The sequence below is a fragment of the Rhizobium sp. YS-1r genome (assembly GCF_000757525.1).
Taxonomy (GTDB): domain Bacteria; phylum Pseudomonadota; class Alphaproteobacteria; order Rhizobiales; family Rhizobiaceae; genus Neorhizobium; species Neorhizobium petrolearium.
This window is the reverse complement of record NZ_JPYQ01000022.1, coordinates 95,519-120,798: the sequence shown is the minus strand read 5'-3', so window position 1 is coordinate 120,798 and position 25,280 is coordinate 95,519. Positions and strand designations below refer to the sequence as shown.

Genomic DNA, 25,280 nt, shown 5'->3' with positions numbered 1-25,280 from the left:
ATTTTTGTATTGTAAATAAAGAAAATGGAATTTAAAATCCAAATCCGGGAAAATGATGGAAATTGGCAGCTTCCGTCAGTAGCGGGCCGTAGGCTAGCTCCAAGCTGCAGGGAGGATCCGGCTTGTGTCACTCGATCTGATCACGATCGGCCGATCATCCGTCGATTTGTACGGAGTACAGGTCGGCGGGCGGCTGGAGGATATGGCCTCCTTCAACAAATATATCGGCGGATCACCGACCAACATCGCCGCCGGGACTGCCCGCCTCGGCCTGAAATCGGCGCTTATCACCCGCGTCGGCGACGAGCATATGGGCCGCTTCATCCGCGAGCAGCTCGAACGCGAAGGCGTCGACGTCCGTGGCGTCAGAACCGATCCCGAGCGGCTGACGGCGCTGGTCCTGCTCGGCATTCGCGATCAGGAACAGTTCCCGCTGATCTTCTATCGCGAGAACTGTGCCGATATGGCCATTTGCGAGGACGATATCGACCCGGCCTTCATCGCGGAAGCTCGCTGTGTCTGCGCCACGGGCACGCATCTGTCACACCCTCGCACGGAGGCGGCCGTTTTCAAGGCACTGAAACTGGCCCGGGAGAACGGCGCCCGCACTGCGCTTGACATTGATTACCGGCCGAATCTGTGGGGACTCGCCGGCCATGACGCGGGCGAAAGCCGCTTCATCGAGTCCCGGCGCGTGACTGCAAAGCTGCAGTCTACCCTCTCCTTGTTCGATCTCATTGTCGGCACCGAAGAAGAGTTCCATATCGCCGGCGGCTCAACTGACACGCTGGAAGCGCTTCGAACCGTCAGGAAAGTTTCGAAGGCGACACTGGTCTGCAAGCGCGGCCCCATGGGAGCAGCGGTCTTTGACGGCGAGATTCCGGATTCTCTCGACAACGGCCAGACCGGCCAGGGTTTTTCGGTCGAGGTCTTCAATGTGCTCGGAGCCGGTGACGGCTTCATGTCCGGCCTCCTCAAAGGCTGGCTGAGCGGAGAAGACTGGCTGACCAGCCTGAAATATGCAAACGCCTGCGGCGCCTTCGCCGTTTCGCGGCACGGCTGCACTCCCGCCTATCCGAGCTGGGAGGAGCTCCAATATTTCTTCCGCACCGGCATTCGCAACAAGGCGCTCCGTAAGGATGAGGCACTTGAACAGGTCCACTGGTCCACGAACCGCGACGGTGACTGGCCGGAAATGCGGGTCTTTGCGTTCGATCATCGCATGCAGATCGAAGCGATCGCGAAAGAGGCCGGAGCCGATCCAGCGAAGATCGATGCCTTTAAGAGTCTTTGCCTGAGAGCCGCGCTCGATGTCGCGGCGGGACGCCCCGGCTACGGTATCCTCTGCGACAGCCGTCTGGGGCGCGAGACGCTCTACAAGGCGACTGGAACCGGCCTATGGATCGGACGTCCGGTGGAGTTGCCGGGCTCCCGTCCCCTCGTTCTGGAGCCGGAGCTCGGACCGGATCTTGGCGGCCTGTCGGAATGGCCTATCAACAACGTTGCCAAGGTGCTGTGTTTCTATCATCCCGACGACGACGCGCAGATGAAGCGGCAGCAGGAGGAAGTGGTCTCACGTCTGTTTGCGGCCACCCGAAGGAACCGGCTGGAGTTCCTGCTGGAGGTGATCCCTTCAAAAGTCGGGCCAATGGATGAGGGCACCGTCGCCGCGGTGATCGAGCGTTTCTACGAGATCGGGGTCTATCCGGACTGGTGGAAACTGGAGCCGATGAAAACAGCAGCATCCTGGTCGAAAGCCTGCGACGCGATCGTCAAACACAATCCTTATACCCGAGGCATCGTGGTGCTCGGATTGGATGCACCCATTGAGGAGCTGAGTGAGAGCTTTCGCACCGCCGCCCGTTTCGATCTCGTCAAGGGGTTCGCAGTCGGGCGCACAATCTTCGGCGATTGTGCGCGGAAGTGGCTTGCCCGGGAGATCACAGACGAAACGGCTATCGCCGACATGGCAACCAGATATCGCGAGTTATGCGCGATCTGGGACCGTGCGCGCGAGGACAGCCGCGAGGAGAAAGTGGCATGAAAACGGTAAGGCTCACGGCCGCGCAAGCGATGGTGCGTTATCTCGCCAGTCAAATGACCGAGGAGGGTGAATCTTTCATCGCCGGGATATGGGCGATCTTCGGTCATGGCAATGTCGCCGGGATGGGAGAGGCGCTTGCGGGAGTCAAGGACAAATTGACGACCTATCGCGGCCAGAACGAGCAGTCGATGGCTCATGCCGCCATCGCCTATTCCAAGCAGTTGCGGCGCAGGCGCGCCATGGCGGTGACGTCATCCATCGGCCCTGGAGCCACCAATATGGTGACTGCGGCCGCGCTTGCTCACGTCAACCGTCTCCCGGTTCTTTTCATCCCGGGTGACGTCTTTGCCAACCGGGGTCCCGATCCCGTCCTGCAGCAGATCGAGGATTTCGGTGACGGCATCGTCACGGTGAATGACTGCTTCCGTCCGGTGAGCCGTTATTTCGACCGCATCATGCGCCCGGAGCACCTGTTGACGGCATTGCCACGCGCCATGCGGATCATGACCGATCCTGCCGAGTGCGGCCCCGTGACGCTTGCATTCTGCCAGGACGTCCAGGCCGAGGCCTATGATTATCCGGAAAGCTTCTTCGGGAAGAAGATCTGGTATCGACGGAGACCCCGCCCCGACGAACATGAGTTGTGGCGCGCCGTGGAAGCTATCAAGGCGGCCAGGAAGCCGGTCATCGTCGCAGGAGGAGGCGTACACTTTTCGGGTGCGACAGAAGAATTGAAGGCGTTTGCCGAGCGCCATCGCATTCCCGTGGTCGAGACCCAGGCCGGCAAATCAGCTTTGCCCTGGGATCACGACGCCAATTTCGGCCCGGTAGGCGTGACCGGCGCATCGAGCGCCAACGCCGTCTGCACGGACGCAGACCTCGTCATCGGCGTCGGCACGCGTTTCCAGGATTTCACGACGGGTTCGTGGGCCCTCTTCCGCAATCCCGAACGCCGCATCCTGGCGCTCAACGTTCAACCCTATGACAGCACCAAGCACGATGCTATCCCGGTTGTCTGCGATGCAAAGGTGGGGCTCTCGCTTCTGAGCGAGGCCTTGGGCAATCAGCGCTTCAACGAACTCCCCGTCACTCTGAAGCAGGACTGGTTTGCCGGCGCCGATCGGGTCACTGCCGCGCCTGAGGATGCGAACACCTTGCCGACGGACATGCAGGTGATCGGCGCAGTCCAGCGTGCGGCGGTCGACAATACCGTCGTCATGTGCGCCGCCGGCACGATGCCGGGAGAATTGCATCAGCTCTGGAAGGCCGGGCGGCCCCTCTCGTATCACATGGAATACGGCTTTTCCTGCATGGGATACGAGATTGCCGGCGGGCTTGGCATCAAGATGGCCGAACCGAATCGCGACGTGATCGTCATGGTCGGCGACGGCTCGTACATGATGATGAACTCGGAGCTCGCGACCGCCGTCGCCATGGGCGTCAAGATCACCGTGGTTATCACCGACAATCGCGGTTACGGCTGCATCAACCGGCTGCAGATGGCGACAGGCGGCGCCGAGTTCAACAATCTCTACGAACACACCAGCCAGACCACCGCAATGCAGATCGATTTCGCCGCGCACGCCGCTTCCATGGGAGCGCGGGCGGTCAAGGTCGCATCCATTGCGGAGCTGGAGACCGAGCTGAAGGCGGCGCGCGATGCCGAAAAAGCGACCGTGATCGTTATCGACACCGATCCCTATCCCGCACCGGATGTCGGTGGCTTCTGGTGGGATGTCGCAGTCCCCGAGGTTTCGCCCCGCAGCCAAGTCAACGAGGCCCGCCTCCGCTACGAAACGGCGCTGAAGGAAAGACGTTAGCATGCTTCTCTACGGCACCAATCCCATCGCATGGTCGAACGACGACGACCGTTCGCTCGGCGCCCATATCAGCCTCGACCAATGCCTGGACGAAGCGTCTGAAATCGGCTTCGACGGCATCGAGAAGGGACACAAGTTCCCGCAGGAGCCGCAAGCTTTGAAAGCCGCACTGGAACCGCACGGGCTGCGTTATGTATCCGGCTGGCATTCGCTGAACCTGCTCACGAATTCGGTCGACGAAGAAAAGGCTGCCATGCAACCGGCGCTCGATCTCCTCAAAGCGATGGGCTCGAAGGTGATCATCGTTTGCGAAACCTCGAACGCTATCCACGGCGACGACAGCAAAGCGTTGAACAACCGGCCGAAACTCGCCGAGGATCAGTGGAAATTCTTTGGTGCGGGTGTCGAGACGCTGGCCGAATATGCGGCAAGCCAGGCAATTACGCTGGTTTACCACCATCACATGGGAACGATCGTTGAAAGCGAAGACGAAATCGACAAGCTGATGGAGAATACCGGCCCGCATACCAAGCTCCTGCTCGACACCGGCCATTGCCTGTTCGGCGGCGGTGATCCGGAGCGCGTCGCAAAGAAGTACATGGGGCGCGTCGGTCATATCCATGCGAAGAACGTGCGGCCGGAAATCGCCCGCCAGGTTCGGGAGGGGAACCTCTCCTTCCTTGAAGGCGTGCGGCGTGGTGTCTTCACGGTTCCCGGCGACAGGCAAGGCGGCGTGGATTTCCCGCCCGTGCTGGAGATTGCCGCCGAACACAATTATCAAGGCTGGCTCGTCATCGAAGCCGAACAGGACCCGGATGTGCGCAATCCGTTTGAATACCAGAGCTTGGGGCTCTCCTCGCTGAAGGCGATGGCGAAGGCTGCCGGGCTGGACAAGGCGGAGGCGGCTGCATGACAAACCTGCTTCGAAAGCCGAAAGGTATATCCGGCAAAGTCCATGACGTGACGCCCAAGGATGCGGGCTGGGGATATGTCGGTTTCGGGCTTTATAAACTGAAACCCGGCGAGACCGCCGCGGAGAAGACCGAAGACAAGGAAGCCATCCTTGTGCTTGTCGAAGGCAAGGCTGAGATCAGCGGCGGGGGCAAAAATTTCGGAGAACTCGGCGACCGGATGAACGTGTTCGAACGTAAGCCGCCGCATTGCGTCTACATTCCCGCGGATTCCGAGTGGAGCGCCTGCGCCACCACCGACTGCGAACTGGCTGTCTGTACCGCACCGGGAAAACCCGGCCGCGAGGCAATGGCGATCGGTCCCGAAGGCCTAGGGCTCAACACACGCGGCAAGGATGCCAATACGCGCTACATCTATCCGATCGCGATGGAGGAGCGCGACGTGGCCGATAGCCTGCTCGTGACGGAGGTCTTTACGCCTTCCGGAAACTGGTCCTCCTATCCTCCGCATCGGCATGACGAGAACAAGCTCCCCGACATGACCTATCTGGAAGAGACCTATTATCATCGGCTCAATCCGTCGAAGGGTTTTGGCTTCCAGCGCGTCTTTACGGAGGATGGCTCGCTCGACGAGACCATGGCCGTCTCGGACGGCGACCTGGTTCTGGTGCCGAAGGGTCACCATCCCTGCGGCGCACCCTATGGTTACGAGATGTATTACCTCAACGTCATGGCCGGTCCGATCCGCAAATGGCGGTTCAAGAATCATCCGGACCACGACTGGATTTTCCAGCGCGACAATCCGTGACGCGCCGTCTCGACATCCGCATGCCGTTCGGGAGGATGAAATGACAGATTTGGGCGTCGGCCTGATCGGCACCGGCTATATGGGCAAATGCCACGCGCTGGCGTGGAATTCGGTTGCCGGCGTATTCGGCGACGTGGAGCGGCCGAGGCTGGTGGCGCTCGCTGAAGTGAATGCCGACCTCGCCGCCCGCAAGGCCGCCGAACTGGGCTTCGCCACTTCGACGGGTAACCGGCGTGACCTTATCAACAATGCGGATGTCGACGTCGTCTCGGTCACCACGCCGAACGCCTTTCACGCGGAAATGGCGATCGCCGCGCTCGAAGCCGGGAAGCATGTCTGGTGCGAGAAGCCGATGGCGCCACTGCTTGCCGATGCGGAACGCATGCAGGCGGCGGCCGCGCGATCCGGCAAGGTCGCCGCGATGGGCTACAACTATATCCAGAACCCGATGATCCGCCAAATCAAGGCACTGATCGACGGAGGCTCGATCGGCGCCGTCAATCACGTCCGCGTCGAGATGGATGAGGATTTCATGGCCGATCCACAGTCCCTCTTCTATTGGAAGAGTGAGGCAAGCTCCGGTTACGGCGCGCTCGACGATTTCGCCGTGCACCCCTTGTCACTGCTCTTCATCCTGTTCGGTCACGTGGAGACGGTCATCGCCGACATGGTAAAACCCTATGCCGAACGGCCGCTTGCTAGTGGCGGATCTCGCGCGGTCGAGAACCACGATATCGCGAGCGTGCTGCTGCGGCTCGAATGCGGCATCTCCAGCGTGCTCATGGCCAACCGCTCCGCCTGGGGCCGAAAAGGCCGCATCGCCTTGCAGATCTTCGGTTCTACAGGTTCGATCCTCTTCGATCAGGAGCGGATGAACGAGATCGAACTCTACCAGAATGCCGGCGAAAAGGCGGAACAAGGGTTCCGCAGGATTTTGGCTGCTCCGATCCATGCGCCTTATGATCGCTTCATCCCCGCACCCGGCCACGGCCTTGGCTTCAACGACCTGAAGATCATCGAATGCCGGGAATTGTTATCGGCGATCCGGGGTGAAAGAGCGCATCTGATCCATTTTGACGACGGCTTGAGGATCGAGCGCAGCATCCACGCCATGGCCCGTTCCTTCACGGAGCGCCGCTGGGTCAGCCTCCTGGAAAGCTAGGCGCTCCCTGGGGGATTGGAGATGCAAAGACATGAAATCCATGCTGGCCCTCAATGCTGCAGCCGGATCGTCGAGTTGATGCACCTCTTCGGCAAAGGGCTCAAAGGAGAATGATCCTTCATAGCCACCATGGAGCAGCGTGCGAATCTGGCCAAGGTTATCGAGACGATCGCCTGCATCCACCAGCACTCGGTGGGAGTCGCGCAAACCGCCGACCGGCCTCTTCCTATCGATCACGCCTGAAATATGCACCAGGCCGGTCAGCTGCGGAAAGAAATCCGCTTCTCCCGCGAGCATATGGTGAAAGGTATCGTGAACCAGCCGGAAGGTCCTCTCGAAACCAAGTTCTCCGATTGTGTCAGCCGCTTCCCTCTTCGAACGCAGCGAACAACCGACAAAACCCAGGGGCTCGACAAGCCCAATGAGGCCCGCATCGTCGAGCAGCGGCCGCAATTGCCTCAGTGCGATTCTCAGGTCGCCGAGCCTGTCCTTGCCGGCATGGCTATGGCCATCATTGACGGGAACGAGGACAAGCGCCTTCGCACCGCAAGCCTCGGCATAGCAAGCAAGGGCGCGCGTTTCAGCCTCTCGCTCGCCATTCCACTTGTTGAAGCGCTGCAATGCATTGATCGAAAGAATGGAGAGGTTCCGCTCCTCGGCGGTCGCTTTGACGTCTGCAGGAGGCGTGCCATCGAGGATTGCCCGACCGGGAAGGTCGTTGCGGATTTCGACGGCGCTAATGCCCAGCCTCTTTGCAAGATCGAAAAATGAGCCGAGCGGCAGGCGGGGAGCCGCCATATGATTGAGGCCGAAGGCGATCGCCATGACAGATGTTCCTTGTTCAGCGCTGTGCGCGTTTCTTCTGGCGATAGACGTCCGTTACGACCGCGGCCACGATGATCATGCCTTTGACGATCTCCTGATAATACGCATCGACTCTCAGGAAGGTGAAGCCGGAGGTCATGACGCCAAGGATAATGGTGCCGATGACCGTGCCGGTGATCCGTCCTGCACCGCCGGCGAGCGAAGTGCCGCCGATGACCGCCGCAGCGATGGCATCGAGCTCATACATTACACCCATGCCGGCCTGCGCCGTTTGCGCACGGGCAGCAGTCACCACACCGGCAAGTCCGGCAAGCATGCCGGCAATTGCATAGACCTTGACGAGATGCCGTTCCACATCGATGCCCGATACCCGCGCCGCCTGGACATTCGCACCGATAGCGTAAGTAAACTTGCCGTAGCGAGTATATCGCAGCGCCACGTGGAAGATGGTCGCGACCAGGAGGAAGACCACGACCGGCCATATGCTTGTTCCGACGAAAGTGAACTGCTCGGTGAGACCAGAGACCGGCTGGCCTTTGGTGTACCACTTCGAAATGCCGCGGGCGGTCACCATCATGCCAAGCGTGGCGATGAAGGGCGGAATTTTTGTCTTGGCGATCAGCTGTCCATTGATGTAGCCGGCCAGAAGTCCCGCCAGAATGCCGACCCCGATCGGAATGAAGAACGGCAGGTCCGTCAAGCTCGGGTAGAGTGCGCGCGGCCAGGTAGAGGACTGGGCGAAGCTGGCTGACAACATGGCCGTCAAGCCGACGACCGATCCGGACGAGAGATCGATCCCACCGGTGATGATGACCTGGGTCACCCCCACCGCAATGATCCCGATCACCGATACCTGCAGGATCATGATTGTCAGGCGCTGCTGGTTGAGCAGGAAGCTCTGCCCGACGAAGATCCAGCCGAGCAGTTCGTAGACCAAGGCTATGCCGATCAACACGAGGAAGATGTTCGCCTCCGGCGGCATCCGCCTACGGCGTTGGCCGATCTTGACCTTCAGGTCAGGTTTGACAAGGCTTTCGCTGCTCATTTCTTCCTCCCTGAAGCCGCCTCTAGTGTGAGGCGAGTTCCATGACTTTGACCTGTGTTGCTTCCTCCCGGGTCAGAAATCCGGTAACGCGACCTTCGTGCATGACCATGATCCGGTCGCTCATTCCGAGGATTTCCGGCATCTCCGAGGAGATCATGATGACGGCGACGCCTTGTTTCGCCATTTCCGTGACGAGACGGTGAATCTCGGCTTTGGCGCCGACATCAATGCCGCGCGTTGGTTCGTCAAGGATCAGTATGCGTGGATTGGTCAGCAGCCAGCGCCCGATCAGGACCTTCTGCTGATTGCCGCCGGAGAGATTCTCGATCCTCTCCTGTAGGCTCGGCGTCTTCACCCTCAGCTTGCGACACATATCCTCACATGCCGCCGCAACATCCGTTTCATGAACGAAGCCATTACTCACGAACTTGTCCTGCAGGACGGCGATCTGCATGTTCTCGAGAACATCGAGAATCAGCAAACAGCCGGTGTCCTTCCGGTCTTCTGTCAGGAAAGCCATGCGATGACGGATGGCCATGGTCGGATTGTCGATTGCGACTTCCTTGCCGTCGATCGAGATCGTGCCCGATGTCGCGGGCGTGACACCGAATAAAGTCTCCGCGACGTTGGAACGCCCCGAACCGACCAGACCCGCAACGCCCAGGATTTCGCCGGCGCGCACGTCAAATGACACATCGCGGAACGTGCTTCCGAGCGTCAGGCCTTTGACCGAAAGGATGATCTCGCCGAGCGGTACGTCCTCCTTCGGAAACATCTGCGTGATCTCGCGGCCGACCATCATCCGGATGATGTCGTCGCGAGTGACGTCCTTGGAGGAGTGGGTGCCGATATATTTTCCGTCCCGGAAAACCGAAAACTCGTCCGCGATCTCAAAGAGTTCGTTCATCTTGTGAGTGATGTAGACGATGCCGATACCTTGGTCGCGAAGACTGCGGATGATCTGGAAGAGGTGGCTGACCTCTCGCTCGGTCAGCGCCGAGGTCGGCTCGTCCATGATCAGGACGTCGGATTCATAGGAAACCGCCTTGGCGATCTCGACCATCTGACGGTTGGCGACGGAGAGTTCCTTGACCGGGGTCTCAGGATCGATTGCTATGTTGAGACGGTGGAACAGCTCCTCCGTCCTGCGGCTCATCTCGCCATGATCGATCAGACCGAACCGGTTCAACGGCTCCCGACGGATCCAGATGTTTTCCGCCACCGTCATATGAGCCATCAGATTCAGTTCCTGATGGATCATGGCAATTCCGTTTTCCAGCGCGTCGAGAGGGGAATCCAGGCGGATATCGACCCCCTTGAGCTGCACGCGCCCCTGGTCTGGCTTGTAGATCCCTGCAAGTATTTTCATCAGCGTCGATTTACCCGCGCCGTTCTCGCCCATCAGCGCATGGACACTGCCACGTTTGAGGCGAAAAGAGACGTCGTCGAGCGCGACGACACCCGGGAATTCCTTGCGGATACCCTCTGCCACCAGCAGGAACTCCGCGTTCGGGATCGCACCGCTCTTGCGTATGGCGGCCATGGTTGCAGGGCTGACGGCCATTTTCGTCTCCTCCTCTCGCAAAAAGCGAAGCATGGGCCACGTCGAAGCGCAGCCCATGCAGAACGGATCAGTTCTTGGCGACGAAATCCTTGACGTTTGCGGGCGTGACGAGCTGGAAGGGGATGTAGACCTTCTTGTCAACCTGCTCCCCTTTGGCAAGTTTCAGCGCAGCATCCAGCGCACCCTTGCCCTGGCCCGCGGCATCCTGAAAGACGGTCGCATCCAGGTCACCCGCCTGCATGGCGGCAAGCGCGTCCTGGGTGGCGTCGACACCTGCGACGACGACGTCCTTCATGTCCTTGCCGGCGGCCCTCAACGCCTGGATCGCGCCAATCGCCATCTCGTCATTGTTGGAGATCACGGCGTCAAATTCGATTCCACTGGAGAGCCAATTGGTGACAAGATCAGCACCTTGCGTGCGTTGCCAGTTGGCGGTCTGCTCCTCAACGACTTTCATGCCTTTGCATTCATCAGCAGCGACGACGTCATGCACCGCCTTGGTGCGCATACGGGCGCCCTGGTTGGAAAGCTCGCCCATCATGATGACGACATTACCCTTGCCGCCCAGCAGCCGACATACTTCCTTGGTTTCAAGCGTGCCAGCGACAATTTCCTCGGATGCAACGAAAGCCTGCTTGTCAGGCAGACTATCCACATTCACCGGTTCGCGGTTCACGTAGACCAGCGGAATGCCCGCATCCGAAGCAATCTTGGACATGGCCGTGGTGGCATCGGTATCAACCGGGTTGACGATAATCGCATCAACTCCGGCGGCGATGAAGTTCTGGATCTGGCTCTGCTGCTTGGCGACATCGTTCTGCGCATCTTCGACCTGAAGTGTCACACCGTCGAGCGTCTTCGCATAGTCCTGCATGCCACTGCGCAGAACAGTCAGGAAGTTATCGTCGAACAGCGCCATCGAAACACCAATGGTTTCAGCATGAGCCGCCGTGTTCAGCAAAACCGACAGAGCAGCGCTCAGGAAAAGCTTTTTCATGTGATGTCCTCCTCTGGGGTGTCCGGGCACCCGTCCATCCGGAAACCAGCCCTCCCGGCCGGTTACATATCCGCATGCCACGCTCCCGACGCGGCAGCAAAACGGAATAAATGAACCGTTACTTTAGAAATGCAGATGATTTATTCCATTTTTCCGTCAGCTAGTCAATGATGACAGTTGGAAATCGATTGCTGACGATCGCCATAGCGGGACGGCAAAAGGACCAATCTGCGCATGCGCGATGCCCTTTTTCGATACCCCGAACCGAACCACCATCCCATTGCCTCGCATCCACGGAACGTGGCCGATATAAAATTCCTAATTCGTTTATAATTTGGAATTATATATTCCATGCGACATCTTCGAGGCTGCGTTTCCGAAACAATCGCCGAGAATTGTCTTTCCAAGCCTGTTTTTGCATTTGCGAATGCAAACAAATGGCCGGCTATGGCGAAGACACGCTTCATGACCACGCCTTGCTTCCGGCTTCGGTGTTTTATCGGCTGGGTATCCGCTGCAATCCGGCAAACTCATTTCGCTAGGCTGTTGAAAATATTTGGGACGAATAAAAAATTCCAATCTTAATTGACAGAACGGAATTATCTAATAGGTTGTGCCTGCCAATATGAGGGACAAGCGCCGGAACCGGATCATGGAGAAACGAGATAAGCTCTTCATCTTTGATATCGGCGGCGTTTTCGTGAAGCTTGATCCGGCTTCACGTGACCGGGCCATATTGCAGGCCGGGGACACCGATCTCTCATTCCGCTATAGCGATGCTCCGGAGGCAATCTTCCGGGATTTCCGATTGGGGCGATCAACGGAACCCGATTACGTGCGCAAGCTCGCCGACATGTTCGCAGTGTCCTCAGATCGGATTTACGAAGCCGAACATGCATACGTTGCCGAGGGATACGGGGAATTCATAGACTTTGTCCGGCGGCTGCGACGGCACCATCGGGTCGTGTGCCTGAGCAACAATCAGGCCATTCACTGGCGCTACATCAGCGAGAATCTTCTGGGCCGCGGCTATTTCGACCATGAATACCTTTCACATGAAATGGGCCTGGAGAAGCCTGACCACATGATTTTTCAGGAAGTGTCACGAACCGAGCGATGCTCCGACAAGGAAGTCATCTATGTCGATGACATTGAAGAAAATATCATCGCAGCACGGAAGATCGGATGGCAACATTGCATCGTGCATCGTGATCCGGTTGAAACGGCGAGAATGCTTGAGGCGCTTGCCGCCGATAAGCCCCTGAACTGAAAAGGACGGAGTCCCGCCATGGCACGGATGACCCTCAATGGCATCAGAAAAAATTTCAACGCTATCAATGTGCTGCACGGCATCGATCTCGAAATCGCCGACAAGGAATTCATCGTTTTCGTCGGGCCGTCGGGGTGTGGAAAGTCGACGCTGCTCAGGCTGATTGCCGGTCTCGACTCGATCAGCGCAGGCGAGTTCCGCGTCGATGACAGGCGCATGAACGAGGTGGCGCCGTCCAGGCGCGGCATTGCCATGGTCTTCCAGTCCTACGCGCTCTATCCGCATATGGATGTCTATGAGAACATGGCTTTCGGCGCGCGCCTGATGGGGCTGAACAAGATCGAGATCGATCGTCGCATCGATGAAGCGTCCAAAATGCTACGGCTCGACCCGCTACTCAAGCGCAAGCCGCGGGAACTCTCCGGCGGGCAGCGCCAGCGCGTCGCGATTGGGCGTGCTCTGGTCAGAAAGCCAAAGGTCTTGCTGCTGGACGAGCCGCTATCCAACCTGGACGCAGCGCTCCGCTCCGATGTGCGGCTTGAAATCGCCAGGCTTCACCGGGAGATCGGCGGCACGACGATCTACGTCACCCATGATCAAGTCGAAGCCATGACGCTGGCCGACCGTATCGTCGTCATGAACAACGGCAAGGTGGAACAGTTCGGCAGCCCGCGGGAACTCTACGAAAGACCTGCGAACACATTCGTTGCAACTTTTATCGGCTCACCGCGCATGGCGCTCCTCAACGTCGAGCGGAGCGGTAACAACCTCGGACTTGCCGGATCGGGCTCCGTTACGCTCGACAGGCTTCCGCCCTCGGATGAGCGGGACCTGGTCATCGGCGTTCGGCCTGACGCGCTCACGGTTTCTACCGGCGAGGCGACCAGCGGTTTCCGGGGCAACGTCGTCTACACCGAATACCTGGGCGACAATACCTATGTGTATGTGAGGCTCGGCGACGGCACGCTTGTCAGCGTCCGGTCCTCCGACGGGACAGCTCTCAAGCCCGACGCGCCTGTCGTGGTGAGCGTCGCTCCGGAAGCGGTGCACTATTTCAGCCGGACAACGGGGGAGAGGTTGGCGGCCTGAAACCATGTTCGTCTCCTATAAATATCAAAGAGGAAGGAACCAGATGAAAAAGCTAGTTTTGAGCACGATAGCCGCGCTGGGAGCTTTGGCGACGGCTCTGCCGGCGGTCGCGCAGGAATTGACGTTCTGGAGCTGGCGCCAGGAAGACAAGGCGCAATACGAAAAGTTCATCGACGCATTCGAAGCGAAGAACCCGGGCATCACCGTCAAATTCGAGGCTTTCGAGGCGACCAATTACAACACCATCCTGTCGACGGCGCTCGCCGGCGGGTCGGGTCCAGACGTGATGTTCGCCCGCGCGTATGGCGGCCTTGAGACGGTCGCCAGTGGTGGTTACCTGCTACCCCTCGACAAGGACAACGTGCCTGCTTTAGCGAATTTCGCACCGGCTGCACTCGCTGCCGAGAGCATGCGTTCAGACAAGACGACCTATGCCGTGCCCTTCGCGAGCCAGACCATGCTGGTCATCTACAACAAGGATGTCTTCGAAAAGAACGGCATCAGCGAGCCGCAGACCTGGGACGAACTTGTCCAGGCATCGGAAAAGCTGAAAGCGGCGGGCGTCATGCCGTTCGCAAACGGAACAGCGACTGCCTGGCAGAATGAAGTGGTCGTTGGCGGCATCGCCTCCACGATCATGGGCCGCGCCTTCTATGACGATCTGATGAGCGGCAAGGCCGACTTCACCGACAAGCGCTATGTCGAGGCGCTTACCAAGCTCAAGGAAATCAGCAAATATTTCCCCGACGGCTTCATCGGCCTCGATTATGCCTCCGCGCAGCAGCTCTTTTCTTCGGGCATGGCGGGCATGTTCGTCGGCGGCTCCTACGAACTGTCGAATCTCAAGAAACAAAATCCCGATATCAAGCTCGGCATCTTCGCCACTCCCGGCCTGAAGGCGGAAGACGAAAAGCTCGTCGCGCAGTATTTCGACGGCGGCTATGCCGTCAACGCCAAGACGGCAAACAAGGAAGCAGCGCTCAAGTTCGTGAATTTCCTCGCCAGCCAGGAGTTCGGGCAGATGTTTGCAGACGGCTTGAACAACATCTCGGCCGTGCCGGGTGTTACGTTCAAGAATGAGCTCCTGGGCGAAGTGGCGGAGCTCAACAAGCACTCCATTCCTTATATCATGCTGGTGCATTTCCGTTACGGTGAGCCATCGGGTTCCGTCCTGTTGCAGAGCGAGATCCAGAAACTGCTGAGCGACAAGGCGACCCCGGAAGAGGTCGGCAAGAACCTGACGACCGGGCTTGCCAACTGGTACGCTCCCTTCAAGAAGTGATCCAGATGCAGGGGCAGCAACCGCTGCCCCCTCCTAACATGAAGAGAGTTGTGATGCCCGGATCGCCTCTTATGGCGCGCAGGCTATGGATTTCGGCGCTCATCGTGCCGCCGCTTGCCTTCGTTGCTCTGTTTGTCGTCTATCCTATCGCTTCGGCCTTCGCCTATGCCTTTTTCCAATGGCATGGATTGGCGCGAGGCGAATTTGTTGGCTTCGCAAACTTCTACAAGGTCCTGTTCACGCAGCCTTATATGGAATGGACGGTCAACGCCTTCCTGCACAACGTCCTGGTCTTCTTCGCGCTGATGGTGCTGCAGAACGGCGTCGGCTTCCTGCTTGCCTATTGCCTCTGGCGTGAGTTGCCGGGTGCAGCGTTCCACCGCATCTCCGTCTTTCTTCCCGTAGTGCTCTCGACCATTATCGTCGGCTTCCTGTGGAAGCTCTTCCTCCATCCGCTTTTCGGAGTGGTGAATATCTCGCTTCGCGGTGTCGGGCTTGGCAGCCTTGCCCAGCCCTGGCTCGGGCAGGACTCCACCGCGCTCTGGGCGCTGATCGCTGCCAATGCCTGGCACATGGTGGGCTTTCCGACCTTGGTTTTTCTCGCTGGCATGCAGCGCATTCCAGGTGAAATTCTCGATGCGGTCCGGATGGAGACCGAGAGCGAGTGGGTCAAGATCAGCAAGATCGTCTGGCCGCTGGTTGCGCCGAGCGCGACCGTCGTCTTCACGCTGCTCTTCGTCGGCAGCTTCAACTGGTTCGAACTGCCCTATGTGATGGCAGGCCTCGACGGTTCCCCGCATGGCGCCACCGACGTGCTCGGGCTCTATTTCTATCGGACGGCATTCGGCAACCAGTCAGGCGCAGCGCAGGATTTCGGCGCGGGCAGCGCGCTCGCCGTCCTCATTTTTCTCTTCATTGCCATTGTGGCGGGTTTCATCACGTTCAGGCTGCGCGCCAGAGAGATTCAGATATGAGCGCTGCTTCCGAAAGCTATTACGACCGGCGGGGCGTTCTGTCCGCGCTCGGCCGGGACGGTCTCATTCAGATCATCCTGATCCTGAACACAGTGGTCATGCTTGCCCCCATCGTCATCATGGTCTTTGCAGCGTTCAAGACGAACGCACAGATCTTCCAGTCGCCCTTTTCGATCCCCGATTTTTCCAACGTCACCAATATCGCGAAAATCTGGGCCGAAACCAACTTCTTGAGATATCTCCTCAATTCGGTGATTGTGACGGCCTCGGCGATCGTCATCATCTTGGCTCTCGGCACGATGGCGGCTTATGGGATCGCAAGATACCGGTTCTGGGGCGCAAGCTTCGTGCTGATGTTCTTCCTGGCCGGACTGACGCTGCCGTTGAAGCTTGCCATCATCCCGCTGTTCATTCTCATGCGTGATCTCGGCATCCTGAACACGCAGCTCTCATTGATCCTGATCTACGTCGCGATGGGCCTGCCAACAACGGTCTTCATCATGACCGGCTTCATCCGCACGTTGCCGAACGAGCTCGAAGATGCCGCGCGCATGGATGGCGCGAGCGAGCCGAGGATCATGTGGTCGATCATGCTGCCGCTGGTGCGGCCGGCGCTTGTCATTTCGTGCATTCAGAACGTCGTTCCTATCTGGAACGATTTCTTCTTTCCCTTGATCTTCATCCAGAAGGACAACCTCAAAACGCTTCCTCAGGGGCTTACGACTTTCATGGGCGAGTACACGACTGACTGGGGCGTGCTATTTGCCGGCCTGCTGCTGTCCTCTGCGCCGGTCATCATCGTCTACATCATCATGTCGCGCCAGTTCATCAACGGCATGACAGCAGGCGCGGTGAAGTAGAGCGAGGCTCGTCCGGAACGGTGGTGAAAGTCGAGGCGGTGCACCCTTCGGTATGGCTACCGCGTACTGCAGCCGAAAAGATGGGTCATGTCCCAACTGCCCTCAGACACAATGCTGACGTTTGCACGAAAATTTGATCACGGGATGCAAGCTCAGGAAGAGAGCGAATAGCCATCCCATGCGTGTTCGCATCCAGAAGACACGGCAGGCCCGCTCGTCCAGAGATAGCCGAAATACCCCACCATCCTTGATGCATATCAAGAATTTCCTTTCCCTGCCTCCCGAATACTAAACTAAAAATGGAAATATTTCCGGCCAATGAAATGTATGTTTGGAAGCTACATTATACCAATCTGATTTTCCATCTAGTGACTTTGACATATGCTCACTTGAGGGTGTATTAGATATTAGATAATTTAAAAAATCTAATTTAACCAGCAAATCAGAAATCTACTCCTTATGGCTGACAGAATAGGAAGCTTTGATAACAAATGAAATCAGGGGGAATCCAACTATGGACATGGAGCAAGAAAAAAGGACGGGCTCAATAGTTCTGATTGACATTCTTGAGATGCGGCGCGCTTGCCTTCTATCCGCACTCGAGCCTTGGGCGCGCAACGCAGCTTTTGATCTTATATCTTATGCACCCGACGATATTCATAGGTTCAATGATGACTATGGGGACCTCATTCGCCTGGTGATTATCAATATGGGAGGAGCATCACTAAGCGATCACAAGCAACAAGAACTGCTCATGGCAGTAAAAACAGCGTTCAAAGGTCCTTATGCCGTTATCTCGGATAGGCATGATCCAAATGACGCTGTCGTAGTTGCAGGCTTAGGTTTTCAGGCATTTCTGCCTGCAGCTTTGCCTCTTGATATAGTAAAGCGGGCCTTAAGCTTTATCATCCATGGCGGGACTTATTTCCCTCCTGAAGCGTTCCTTGCAAGCCTCTCGGCATCGGTGACCCCCAGCGCCAGTCTGCATCATCGCTCATCTGAAACCTCGGCGACCCTTACACAACGCCAGCGTGAAGTGCTTGAACGTTTACGGTTCGGAAAATCGAACAAGCACATCGCTCGGGAACTGAACATGCAAGAGGCTACGGTGAAGGTTCATGTCCGGCAAATCATGCGAAAACTTGGGGCGACGAACCGAACGCAAGCCGCATTGCTTGCACAATCTACGATGCGTCCTTCAGGCTCGGGTCTTGCTTCCGATCACGTTTTCAATGAAATCCCGCCAGACCTGTTGGGCAGCCTATCGACACAGAAAAGAATGGCCGCAGTGCCGCCCAGGGGTTGAATCCAATCACTGCTTCAGCTCCGTCCCCGGGAACTATCTGAATAAAAGTGCGGACAGGCCGATTACGGAAATGCGCGCTTCGAAGTTTCGCATCATGGCTTGCGGTAGCGCTTGATTCATCTGTGCGATGTCGTCAAATCCGGAGCCGAAAGCCTCCGAAGATCCATCCGCTCACCAGAGGTGTGAGAAAGCCGCTTTCGAGAAGGCGTTGGCTCGGGACCCGATTGTGAGCCACGAAACCCTCCGTGCCCAGTTCACCTTGACGAAGCAGCAAGAGCAGGCTTGCAGCATAGCCCGAAGCAACGGCGGTCATGGCATTAAAAGGACCGAGAGCGGAACTAGGGCGGAACTTCAGCGACAGTTTCTTAAAAAATTGCGATCAGATCGCGGCGCGGATGGATGAGATTAACCATCCGTTAACCATAGCGGCGATAGACATGGTCAACGATTTCTTTACGTAGATGACCAAAGTGCTAACAGACGCTCGCTCGATCCGCATCAAGGGCCGCTCTTTCCTGGCTGTCGTACTTTCTCCGGACCTTCCTTTCGATGATTGGCTGGTCCGGCTCGATGATCTGGCCGCGCGTTCGGCAGGCTTCTTCCTGGGACGGCCAGTTGTGCTCGATGTCACCGATCTGCCGATCGACAGGACACAACTGAAGGAACTTCTTGGAGAATTCGCCCAGCGGAATGTCAGTATCATGGGCATAGAGGGCGCCCGCCCGTCGATTCTTGCGCAGGGTATGCCTCCTGCATTGAAAGGCGGCAAACCGGTTTCCGACGAGGCTGTAGCCAAGGAGCCGATCATCGAATTGCGCAATAGCCAGAGCAAACCTGGCGCGGCGGAAGTTCGGCCGGCATCGCAGTCCATCATCATTCGGGAGCCGGTGCGTTCGGGCCAATCGGTCATCTTTCCGGAAGGTGACGTCACGGTCGTCGGATCAGTCGCTTCGGGGGCGGAGATCATCGCCGGCGGATCGGTCCATATCTACGGCACCCTGCGCGGCCGGGCGATGGCGGGTTCTGTCGGTAACGCATCCGCGTGCATTTTCTGCCGCAAGCTCGAAGCCGAACTGCTCGCGATCGACGGCGTCTACAAGATGGCGGAAGACATGCCCCCCGGCCTTCGCGGGAAGCCTGTCCAGCTTTGGCTCGAAGGCGACACTATAATGGCAGAGACACTTATCTGAGCCGGAACCCGGCCGGGAAACAGGAGAGAAAGATGGGGAAAGTCATCGTAGTCACGTCAGGCAAGGGCGGGGTTGGCAAGACGACCTCCAGCGCCGCGCTCGGAGCCGCCTTGGCCCAGAGAGGCGAGAAAGTCGCCGTCGTCGACTTTGACGTCGGCCTGCGCAACCTCGATCTGGTCATGGGAGCTGAGCGGCGGGTCGTCTACGATCTGGTCAACGTGATCCAGGGCGAGGCCAAGCTGCCGCAGGCATTGATCCGCGACAAAAGGCTCGAGACGCTGTTTCTGCTACCTGCCTCGCAGACGCGCGACAAGGACGCCCTCACACCCGAAGGCGTCGAGCGCGTCATGGGTGAGCTGAAGCGCTATTTCGACTGGATTATCTGCGACAGCCCGGCCGGGATCGAGCGCGGCGCGACGCTGGCCATGCGCCATGCGGACATGGCGGTTGTCGTGACCAATCCGGAGGTTTCGTCGGTACGCGATTCCGATCGCATCATCGGCCTGCTCGACGCAAAGACGCTTAAGGCGGAACGCGGCGAGCGTATGGAAAAGCACCTGCTGCTCACCCGCTACGACGCCAATCGCGCGGAACGCGGTGACATGCTCAAGGTCGATGACGTCCTGGAAATCCTGTCGATCCCGCTCATCGGCATCATTCCGGAAAGCATGGACGTTCTGCGCGCTTCCAACATCGGCGCACCGGTCACTCTCGCGGATGCGCGCAGTGCGCCGGCCATGGCCTATTTCGACGCCGCCCGCCGCCTTTCCGGCGAGGTGCTGCCGATCACGATTCCCGGCGAAAAACGGGGCATCTTCGGTAAAATTTTCGGAAGGAAAGCTGCATGAGCATTTTCAGTCTCTTCCGCAAGCAGAGGTCGGCACCGATGGCGCGCGAACGCCTGCAGGTGCTTCTCGCCCACGAACGCGCTTCGTCCGGCTCGGATCTGGTGTCGGTGCTTCGCGAGGAAATCCTCGCCGTCATTGCCAAGCACGTGCAGGTCGACAATGACAAGGTACAGGTGAAGATGGATCGCGACGAAAATGTCTCGATCCTGGAGATCGACGTCGAAATCCCACTGGATGCCGCCCAACAGGCGGCTTGAGAGGAGGCGATCCGTTCCGGGCAGCCCAGCGGGTCAGAACTCCACTTCCAGTTCGATGATCTCTTCGGGCTCAGCCAAAGCGCCTTCGGTCCATTCGACCATCAGCGGCCAGGACAGAACGGTTTCCGAATAAGCCGCAAGTTCCGGCTCCAGTTCCACCGCATAGGTGCGAAAGCGAGTGCAGACCGGCGCGTACATCGCGTCGGCAACCGTTGGGGCGGCGCCGAACAGCCAGGGGCCGCCACTTGCCTCCATGCATTCGGTCCAGATTGCCTTCACGCGCTCGACATCCGGCCGGGCGCCGGAGAATATCTTGAAACGCTCGTGCCGGGCCTTGAGATTCATGGGCAGGGCCGAGCGGAGATTGTAAAAGCCCGAATGCATCTCGCCCGATACGGCGCGACAGCGGGCCCGCACCGCGATGTCTGCAGGCCAGAGTCCTGCATCCGGGGCGATCTCGTTGAGATATTCGGCAATCGCCAATGTGTCCCACACCGTCACATCGCCACGGGTGAGCCGCGGCACGAGAACGGACGGCGAAAGCAGCAGGAGTTCCTGCCGGGCATCTTCATCCAACTCCACCAGAACTTCCTTGAAGTCGAGCCTTGCCATGCGGCACAGGAGCCAGCCGCGCAGGGACCACGAGGAATAGTTCTTCGAGGAGATCGTCAGTGTCGCCTGCGCCATCGGTCTTGTCCCTGTCGAACCATATTGCGTTCCGATGACAATCTTCTCGCATCGCAAGACATATTGCACTAGCATTTTTGCACCGCCGCAATTTCGCGACGGGCGGAACCATGCCCATGTTCTATCAGGCCTACCAGTTCCAGGATGACCTCATCGCCCCAATGCGCGATTTGGCGCACCGCCTGCAAGCGATGTCTTCGACCCTGTTCTGGGGTATTGAAAGCGAGATGGGGCGGCAATGGTCTGCCACGCTCGAGATGATCTCCCGCTTCAGGCTCACGCATGAACGGCCGGATTTCGAGATTTCTTCGGTCTTGATCGGCAATCGGCAGGTCCCGGTCACAATCGAGACCGCGCTGGATATGCCTTTCGGCAAGCTTCTGCATTTTTTAGCGGATGTGGATGCGCCGCGGCCGCGCGTGCTGGTGGTCGCACCATTGTCCGGCCATTTTTCGACGCTTCTGCGTGGCACGGTGCAGACGTTGCTTCGCGACCACGATGTCTACATAACCGACTGGGTCAATGCCCGCGAGGTATCGCTGTCGGCCGGCCGCTTCGGCATCGACGATTATACGGATTATCTCATCCGTTTCCTCGAAGAGATCGGGCCGGGCGGGCACATCCTTGCCGTCTGCCAGCCCTGTGTTCAGGCGCTGGCTGCCGTGGCGGTCATGTCGGAGGACCGCCATCCGGCAACGCCGCGCACCATGACCTTGATGGCCGGGCCGATCGATCCGCGCGAGAGCCCGACAAAGGTCAACGAACTCGCTCTCGGGAAACCTCTCTCATGGTTCGAGACATCGCTGCTCAGCGGCGTTCCCCCGGGTTTTCCGGGTCAGGGACGAAGAGTCTATCCCGGATTTCTTCAACTCGTGGCGTTCATGAGCATGAACATGGAGCGCCATCAGGAATCCCATCGCAAGCTTTACCGTCATCTCGCCAAGGGGGAAACGGCGGAGGCTGACAAGATCAAGACATTCTATGACGAATATTTCGCAGTGCTCGACCTCGCCGCCGAATTCTACATAGAGACGATCGATCGCGTCTTCCAGAAAGCCGAACTGGCGACGGGTAGCTTTACCCATCACGGCCGAAAGGTCGATCCGGGGCAGATCCGCAATACCGCATTGCTCACGGTCGAGGGAGGCCGCGACGATATCTGCGGGCTTGGCCAGACCTCCGCGGCACATGATCTCTGTCGTTCGCTGCGGCCGCATCTGAGACGCCATCATCTCCAGGCCAATGTGGGCCATTATGGTGTGTTCAGCGGGCGCCGCTGGGAAGCGGAAATCTATCCGGTCGTTCGCAACATGATCCTCGCCATGGAATAGCTCCGCGTCCCAAGAACGCCTGGACTGCTTGCATACGATCGCTCTTCTGCTGTATGCAATAAGCGGGCAGGAGATAAGAGATGAGCCGCAGAGAACCAGTTTTTGGGTGGTGGGACGCTCCTCCGTTCATCGGCGAGCTGATCCAGTCATTGTCCGGCCGCGGCAAGGCCCTATTCGGGTTTTCCTCGCAGCCGGTGCAGAGCCGCGACCTGACGCGCCTTGCCGAGATGATCCTGTCGCGGCGCGGCGAGGTATCCGGCGCGATACTGGCGGAAGCCTTTCTTGAAGCCTATCGGCAGGCGAGCGTCGTGGAGCGGGAGACTTTCATGCGCACCTTGCTGGAGCGGTTCGGCCCCGACCAAGGTATTCTGGACGCGGCGGTCGCCGCCTACCAGGCCGAGCCGAGCGCAAAGACAATCGCTCGGCTGCATGAGGCTGCCGAACCGCGCCGGCAGGAGCTCTTTCGTCGCATCAATTTCGCCAGGCGCGGCACGACGACGCTCGTCGAGATGCGCGAACACCTGATGGACATGCTCGGCAAGGAGCCAGCGCTGCAGCCGGTCGACGTCGACTTTTGCCACCTTTTCTCCTCATGGTTCAATCGGGGTTTCCTGATGCTGCGATCGATCGACTGGAGCACGCCCGCCAATATCCTGGAGGCGCTGATCCGTTACGAGGCCGTGCACGATATCGACGGCTGGGACGACCTGCGGCGGCGGCTGGCACCGCCCGATCGCCGCTGCTTCGGCTTCTTCCACCCGCAATTGGAGGACGAGCCGCTGATCTTCGTGGAAGTGGCGCTGACCGACCACCTCGCATCGTCCGTCGACGCGCTGCTGGCGCGGGATCGCGAGCCGATGGACCCGAAGGATGCGACGACGGCGGTCTTCTATTCGATCTCCAACTGCCAACGCGGCCTGACCGGCATTTCGCTCGGCAACTTCCTCATCAAACAGGTGGTGAACGACCTGAAGCGCGACCTGCCGAAGCTCGAGAATTTCGTAACGCTTTCGCCCATTCCGGGCTTTGGTGCATGGCTGCGCGACGAAACTCGTGCCGAGGACAGCGAGGAGGTCGCCGCAGAGAAAAAGCTACTCGTCGCCCGATTGGAAGGCGATTGGCCTTTGCTCGACGAGCGTGAGCTCGACGCTATTCGCCGAGGCATGCTGCCACTCGGAGCGCATTATCTGCTGAACGTCCGGCGGAAGAACGGGCGGCCGGTGGACCCGGTGGCACGCTTTCATCTCGGCAACGGTGCGCAGGTCGACAGGCTCAATTTCCTCGGCGACCGTTCACCCAAAGGCATGCGCCAGTCCTATGGCCTGATGGTCAACTACCGCTACCGGCTCGGCGAAATCGAGAAGAATCATGAAGCTTATGCCGAGAACGGCCATATCGCGGCGATGCCGGCGCTGCGGAAACTGGCCCAACCGGTATCGCAGGAGGTATATTGATGGCTGGCAATCTCTACGACGCGCTGCTTGGTGGGACCGAGGGGGAGGATCGGCTGCTTCTCAGGGACGAGACAGTCGGCACCATGAGCTATGGTGCCTTCACCGAGGAATGCGCCCGAATGGCTGGCGCGCTGCTGGAAGCCGGTCTCCAGCCGGGCGACCGCGTTGCCGTACAGGCCGAAAAATCCGTCGCGGCGCTCGCGCTTTATCTCGCGACTGTCAGGGCCGGCGGCATCTATCTGCCGCTCAACATCGCCTATACCCCGGCGGAAATCGAATATTTCCTGAACGATGCCGAACCGGCGATCTTCGTCTGCGATCCGGCGAAACTTCCGGCGCTGGCGCCGATCGCTAGCGCTGCCGGCGCCAAGGTGCTGACGCTTGACGCCGCGGGCAAGGGAACGCTTGCCGATGCGGCAGCCGTTGCCAGGCCGATAACCGAAACCTCATCGCGCGGCGGCAGCGACATCGCCGCGATCCTTTACACGTCGGGCACGACGGGACGCTCCAAAGGGGCAATGCTTTCGCACGACAACCTGCTTTCGAACGCGCACTCGCTGGTGGAAAGCTGGCGTTTTACAGACAAGGACGTGCTGATCCACGCGCTGCCGATCTTCCACACCCACGGGCTTTTCGTTGCGACCAACGTGGTGCTCGCTTCGCGGGCTTCGATGATCTTCCAGGCGAAATTCGATCCGAACAAGATCATGGAAGCAATGCCGCAGGCGACTTGCCTGATGGGCGTGCCGACATTCTACACCCGTCTCCTGCAGCATCCCGGCCTTGACCGGCAAAACACCGCGCATATGCGCCTTTTCGTTTCCGGTTCTGCGCCGCTGCTGGCCGAGACCCACAGGGAATGGCAGGAACGCACCGGCCACGCGATCCTGGAACGCTATGGCATGACCGAGACCAACATGAATACGTCGAACCCCTATGACGGCCGACGCATTGCCGGCACTGTGGGCCTTCCGCTGCCAGGGGTCGAAGTCCGCGTCACTGATCCGGAGACCGGCGCACTGCTGCGCACCGAGGAAATTGGCATGATCGAGGTGCGCGGCCCGAACGTGTTCCAGGGCTATTGGCGCATGCCGGAAAAGACGGCTGCCGAATTCCGCGAGGACGGGTTCTTCATCACTGGCGACCTCGGCAAGATGGATGAGGACGGCTACGTGCACATCGTCGGCCGCGGCAAGGACCTCATCATCACTGGCGGCTACAATGTATACCCGAAAGAGGTCGAAATGGAGATCGACGCCATGCCGGGTGTCAACGAAAGCGCTGTTTTCGGCGTCAGACATCCCGATTTCGGCGAAGGAATCATCGCCGCTGTGGTGCTGAAACCGGGCACCGAACTCACGGAGCAGCAAGTCATCAAAGCGCTCAACAGCCGGCTGGCAGCCTACAAACGCCCGAAAAAAGTAGCTTTCGTGCCCGAGCTACCGCGCAACACCATGGGCAAGGTCCAGAAGAATATACTTCGCGACCAGTTCGCCGGTACTTTCGAGCCCGCGACAGCCGCAAAATAAGCCTGCCTGATTTTAGGGCTTGACGGA

At 58.8% G+C, this 25,280-nt stretch carries 21 protein-coding genes and 1 pseudogene; 17 read left to right on the top strand and 5 right to left on the bottom strand.

What is annotated here, in order from left to right; all coding sequences use genetic code 11:
* Positions 1-115 precede the first annotated feature (115 nt).
* Genes iolC through JL39_RS15385 form a run of 5 tightly spaced genes read left to right on the top strand, consistent with a single transcriptional unit; the run spans position 116 to position 6,745 of the window.
* Entirely contained in the window at positions 116-2,044 is a 1,929-nt protein-coding gene (iolC, locus tag JL39_RS15405) for a 5-dehydro-2-deoxygluconokinase (RefSeq protein WP_152601142.1), read from the top strand.
* Positions 2,041-3,864: a 3D-(3,5/4)-trihydroxycyclohexane-1,2-dione acylhydrolase (decyclizing) gene (gene iolD, locus JL39_RS15400; protein WP_037152159.1), complete on the top strand. Its 1,824-nt coding sequence runs from the start codon at positions 2,041-2,043 to the stop codon at positions 3,862-3,864. The genes iolC and iolD overlap by 4 nt, the downstream gene beginning before the upstream one ends.
* Before the next feature lies 1 nt (position 3,865).
* Positions 3,866-4,777 (top strand): myo-inosose-2 dehydratase, encoded by a 912-nt coding sequence (gene iolE, locus JL39_RS15395; protein ID WP_037152155.1) that lies wholly within the window; start codon positions 3,866-3,868, stop codon positions 4,775-4,777.
* Positions 4,774-5,583, top strand: coding sequence for a 5-deoxy-glucuronate isomerase (iolB, locus tag JL39_RS15390; protein WP_037152152.1), 810 nt, complete (start codon positions 4,774-4,776; stop codon positions 5,581-5,583). The genes iolE and iolB overlap by 4 nt, the downstream gene beginning before the upstream one ends.
* A gap of 40 nt (positions 5,584-5,623) precedes the next feature.
* A complete protein-coding gene (locus JL39_RS15385; protein ID WP_037152148.1) occupies positions 5,624-6,745 on the top strand; it encodes a Gfo/Idh/MocA family oxidoreductase in 1,122 nt (373 codons plus the stop codon).
* 18 nt (positions 6,746-6,763) lie between these two features.
* On the opposite strand, the pseudogene JL39_RS32545 reads toward JL39_RS15385, so the two are convergent.
* The 4 genes and pseudogenes from JL39_RS32545 to JL39_RS15370 all read right to left on the bottom strand — a co-directional run.
* Positions 6,764-7,570, bottom strand: a pseudogene (locus JL39_RS32545) (TIM barrel protein); the annotation flags it as partial.
* A 16-nt stretch (positions 7,571-7,586) separates the two neighbouring features.
* Positions 7,587-8,615 (bottom strand): ABC transporter permease, encoded by a 1,029-nt coding sequence (locus JL39_RS15380; protein WP_037152145.1) that lies wholly within the window; start codon positions 8,613-8,615, stop codon positions 7,587-7,589.
* A gap of 22 nt (positions 8,616-8,637) precedes the next feature.
* A complete protein-coding gene (locus JL39_RS15375) occupies positions 8,638-10,179 on the bottom strand; it encodes a sugar ABC transporter ATP-binding protein (protein ID WP_037152142.1) in 1,542 nt (513 codons plus the stop codon).
* 67 nt (positions 10,180-10,246) lie between these two features.
* Positions 10,247-11,176 carry a sugar ABC transporter substrate-binding protein gene (locus tag JL39_RS15370; RefSeq protein WP_037152140.1) on the bottom strand — a complete coding sequence of 310 codons (930 nt, stop codon included), beginning with the start codon at positions 11,174-11,176 and terminating at the stop codon, positions 10,247-10,249.
* A 625-nt stretch (positions 11,177-11,801) separates the two neighbouring features.
* On the opposite strand from JL39_RS15370, the gene JL39_RS15365 reads away from it, so the two are divergent.
* From JL39_RS15365 to minE, 9 genes are all read left to right on the top strand, one after another.
* The gene (locus JL39_RS15365; RefSeq protein WP_037152138.1) at positions 11,802-12,446 is read left to right on the top strand and encodes an HAD-IA family hydrolase; all 645 of its coding nucleotides are present in this window, start codon (positions 11,802-11,804) and stop codon (positions 12,444-12,446) included.
* Positions 12,447-12,464: 18 nt separating this feature from the next.
* Positions 12,465-13,535 (top strand): sn-glycerol-3-phosphate ABC transporter ATP-binding protein UgpC, encoded by a 1,071-nt coding sequence (gene ugpC, locus JL39_RS15360; protein ID WP_037152135.1) that lies wholly within the window; start codon positions 12,465-12,467, stop codon positions 13,533-13,535.
* 43 nt (positions 13,536-13,578) lie between these two features.
* Positions 13,579-14,817, top strand: a complete 1,239-nt coding sequence (locus JL39_RS15355; protein ID WP_037152527.1) for an extracellular solute-binding protein — start codon at positions 13,579-13,581, stop codon at positions 14,815-14,817.
* Between the two features lie 53 nt (positions 14,818-14,870).
* Entirely contained in the window at positions 14,871-15,791 is a 921-nt protein-coding gene (locus tag JL39_RS15350) for a sugar ABC transporter permease (RefSeq protein WP_037152132.1), read from the top strand.
* Positions 15,788-16,651 carry a carbohydrate ABC transporter permease gene (locus JL39_RS15345; protein ID WP_037152130.1) on the top strand — a complete coding sequence of 288 codons (864 nt, stop codon included), beginning with the start codon at positions 15,788-15,790 and terminating at the stop codon, positions 16,649-16,651. Before JL39_RS15350 ends, JL39_RS15345 begins: the two co-directional genes overlap by 4 nt.
* Positions 16,652-17,165: 514 nt before the next feature.
* Entirely contained in the window at positions 17,166-17,957 is a 792-nt protein-coding gene (locus JL39_RS30555; protein WP_052182893.1) for a response regulator transcription factor, read from the top strand.
* 461 nt (positions 17,958-18,418) lie between these two features.
* A complete protein-coding gene (gene minC, locus JL39_RS15330) occupies positions 18,419-19,147 on the top strand; it encodes a septum site-determining protein MinC (protein ID WP_037152124.1) in 729 nt (242 codons plus the stop codon).
* Positions 19,148-19,179: 32 nt separating this feature from the next.
* Positions 19,180-19,995: a septum site-determining protein MinD gene (minD, locus tag JL39_RS15325; protein WP_037152121.1), complete on the top strand. Its 816-nt coding sequence runs from the start codon at positions 19,180-19,182 to the stop codon at positions 19,993-19,995.
* Positions 19,992-20,252 (top strand): cell division topological specificity factor MinE, encoded by a 261-nt coding sequence (gene minE, locus JL39_RS15320; RefSeq protein ID WP_037152119.1) that lies wholly within the window; start codon positions 19,992-19,994, stop codon positions 20,250-20,252. The genes minD and minE overlap by 4 nt, the downstream gene beginning before the upstream one ends.
* Positions 20,253-20,285: 33 nt before the next feature.
* On the opposite strand, the gene JL39_RS15315 is transcribed toward minE, so the two are convergent.
* A complete protein-coding gene (locus JL39_RS15315; RefSeq protein WP_037152117.1) occupies positions 20,286-20,939 on the bottom strand; it encodes a glutathione S-transferase in 654 nt (217 codons plus the stop codon).
* Between the two features lie 116 nt (positions 20,940-21,055).
* Between JL39_RS15315 and phaZ the strand changes: the two genes are divergently transcribed.
* The 3 genes from phaZ to JL39_RS15300 all read left to right on the top strand — a co-directional run bounded on the left by phaZ (position 21,056) and on the right by JL39_RS15300 (position 25,253).
* On the top strand, positions 21,056-22,270 hold the full coding sequence (gene phaZ / locus JL39_RS15310) for a polyhydroxyalkanoate depolymerase (RefSeq protein ID WP_037152113.1): 1,215 nt from the start codon (positions 21,056-21,058) through the stop codon (positions 22,268-22,270).
* A gap of 80 nt (positions 22,271-22,350) precedes the next feature.
* Positions 22,351-23,724 (top strand): malonyl-CoA decarboxylase, encoded by a 1,374-nt coding sequence (locus tag JL39_RS15305; protein WP_052182892.1) that lies wholly within the window; start codon positions 22,351-22,353, stop codon positions 23,722-23,724.
* Positions 23,724-25,253, top strand: coding sequence for a malonyl-CoA synthase (locus tag JL39_RS15300; protein ID WP_037152110.1), 1,530 nt, complete (start codon positions 23,724-23,726; stop codon positions 25,251-25,253). Before JL39_RS15305 ends, JL39_RS15300 begins: the two co-directional genes overlap by 1 nt.
* The last annotated feature ends 27 nt before the right edge of the window (positions 25,254-25,280 follow it).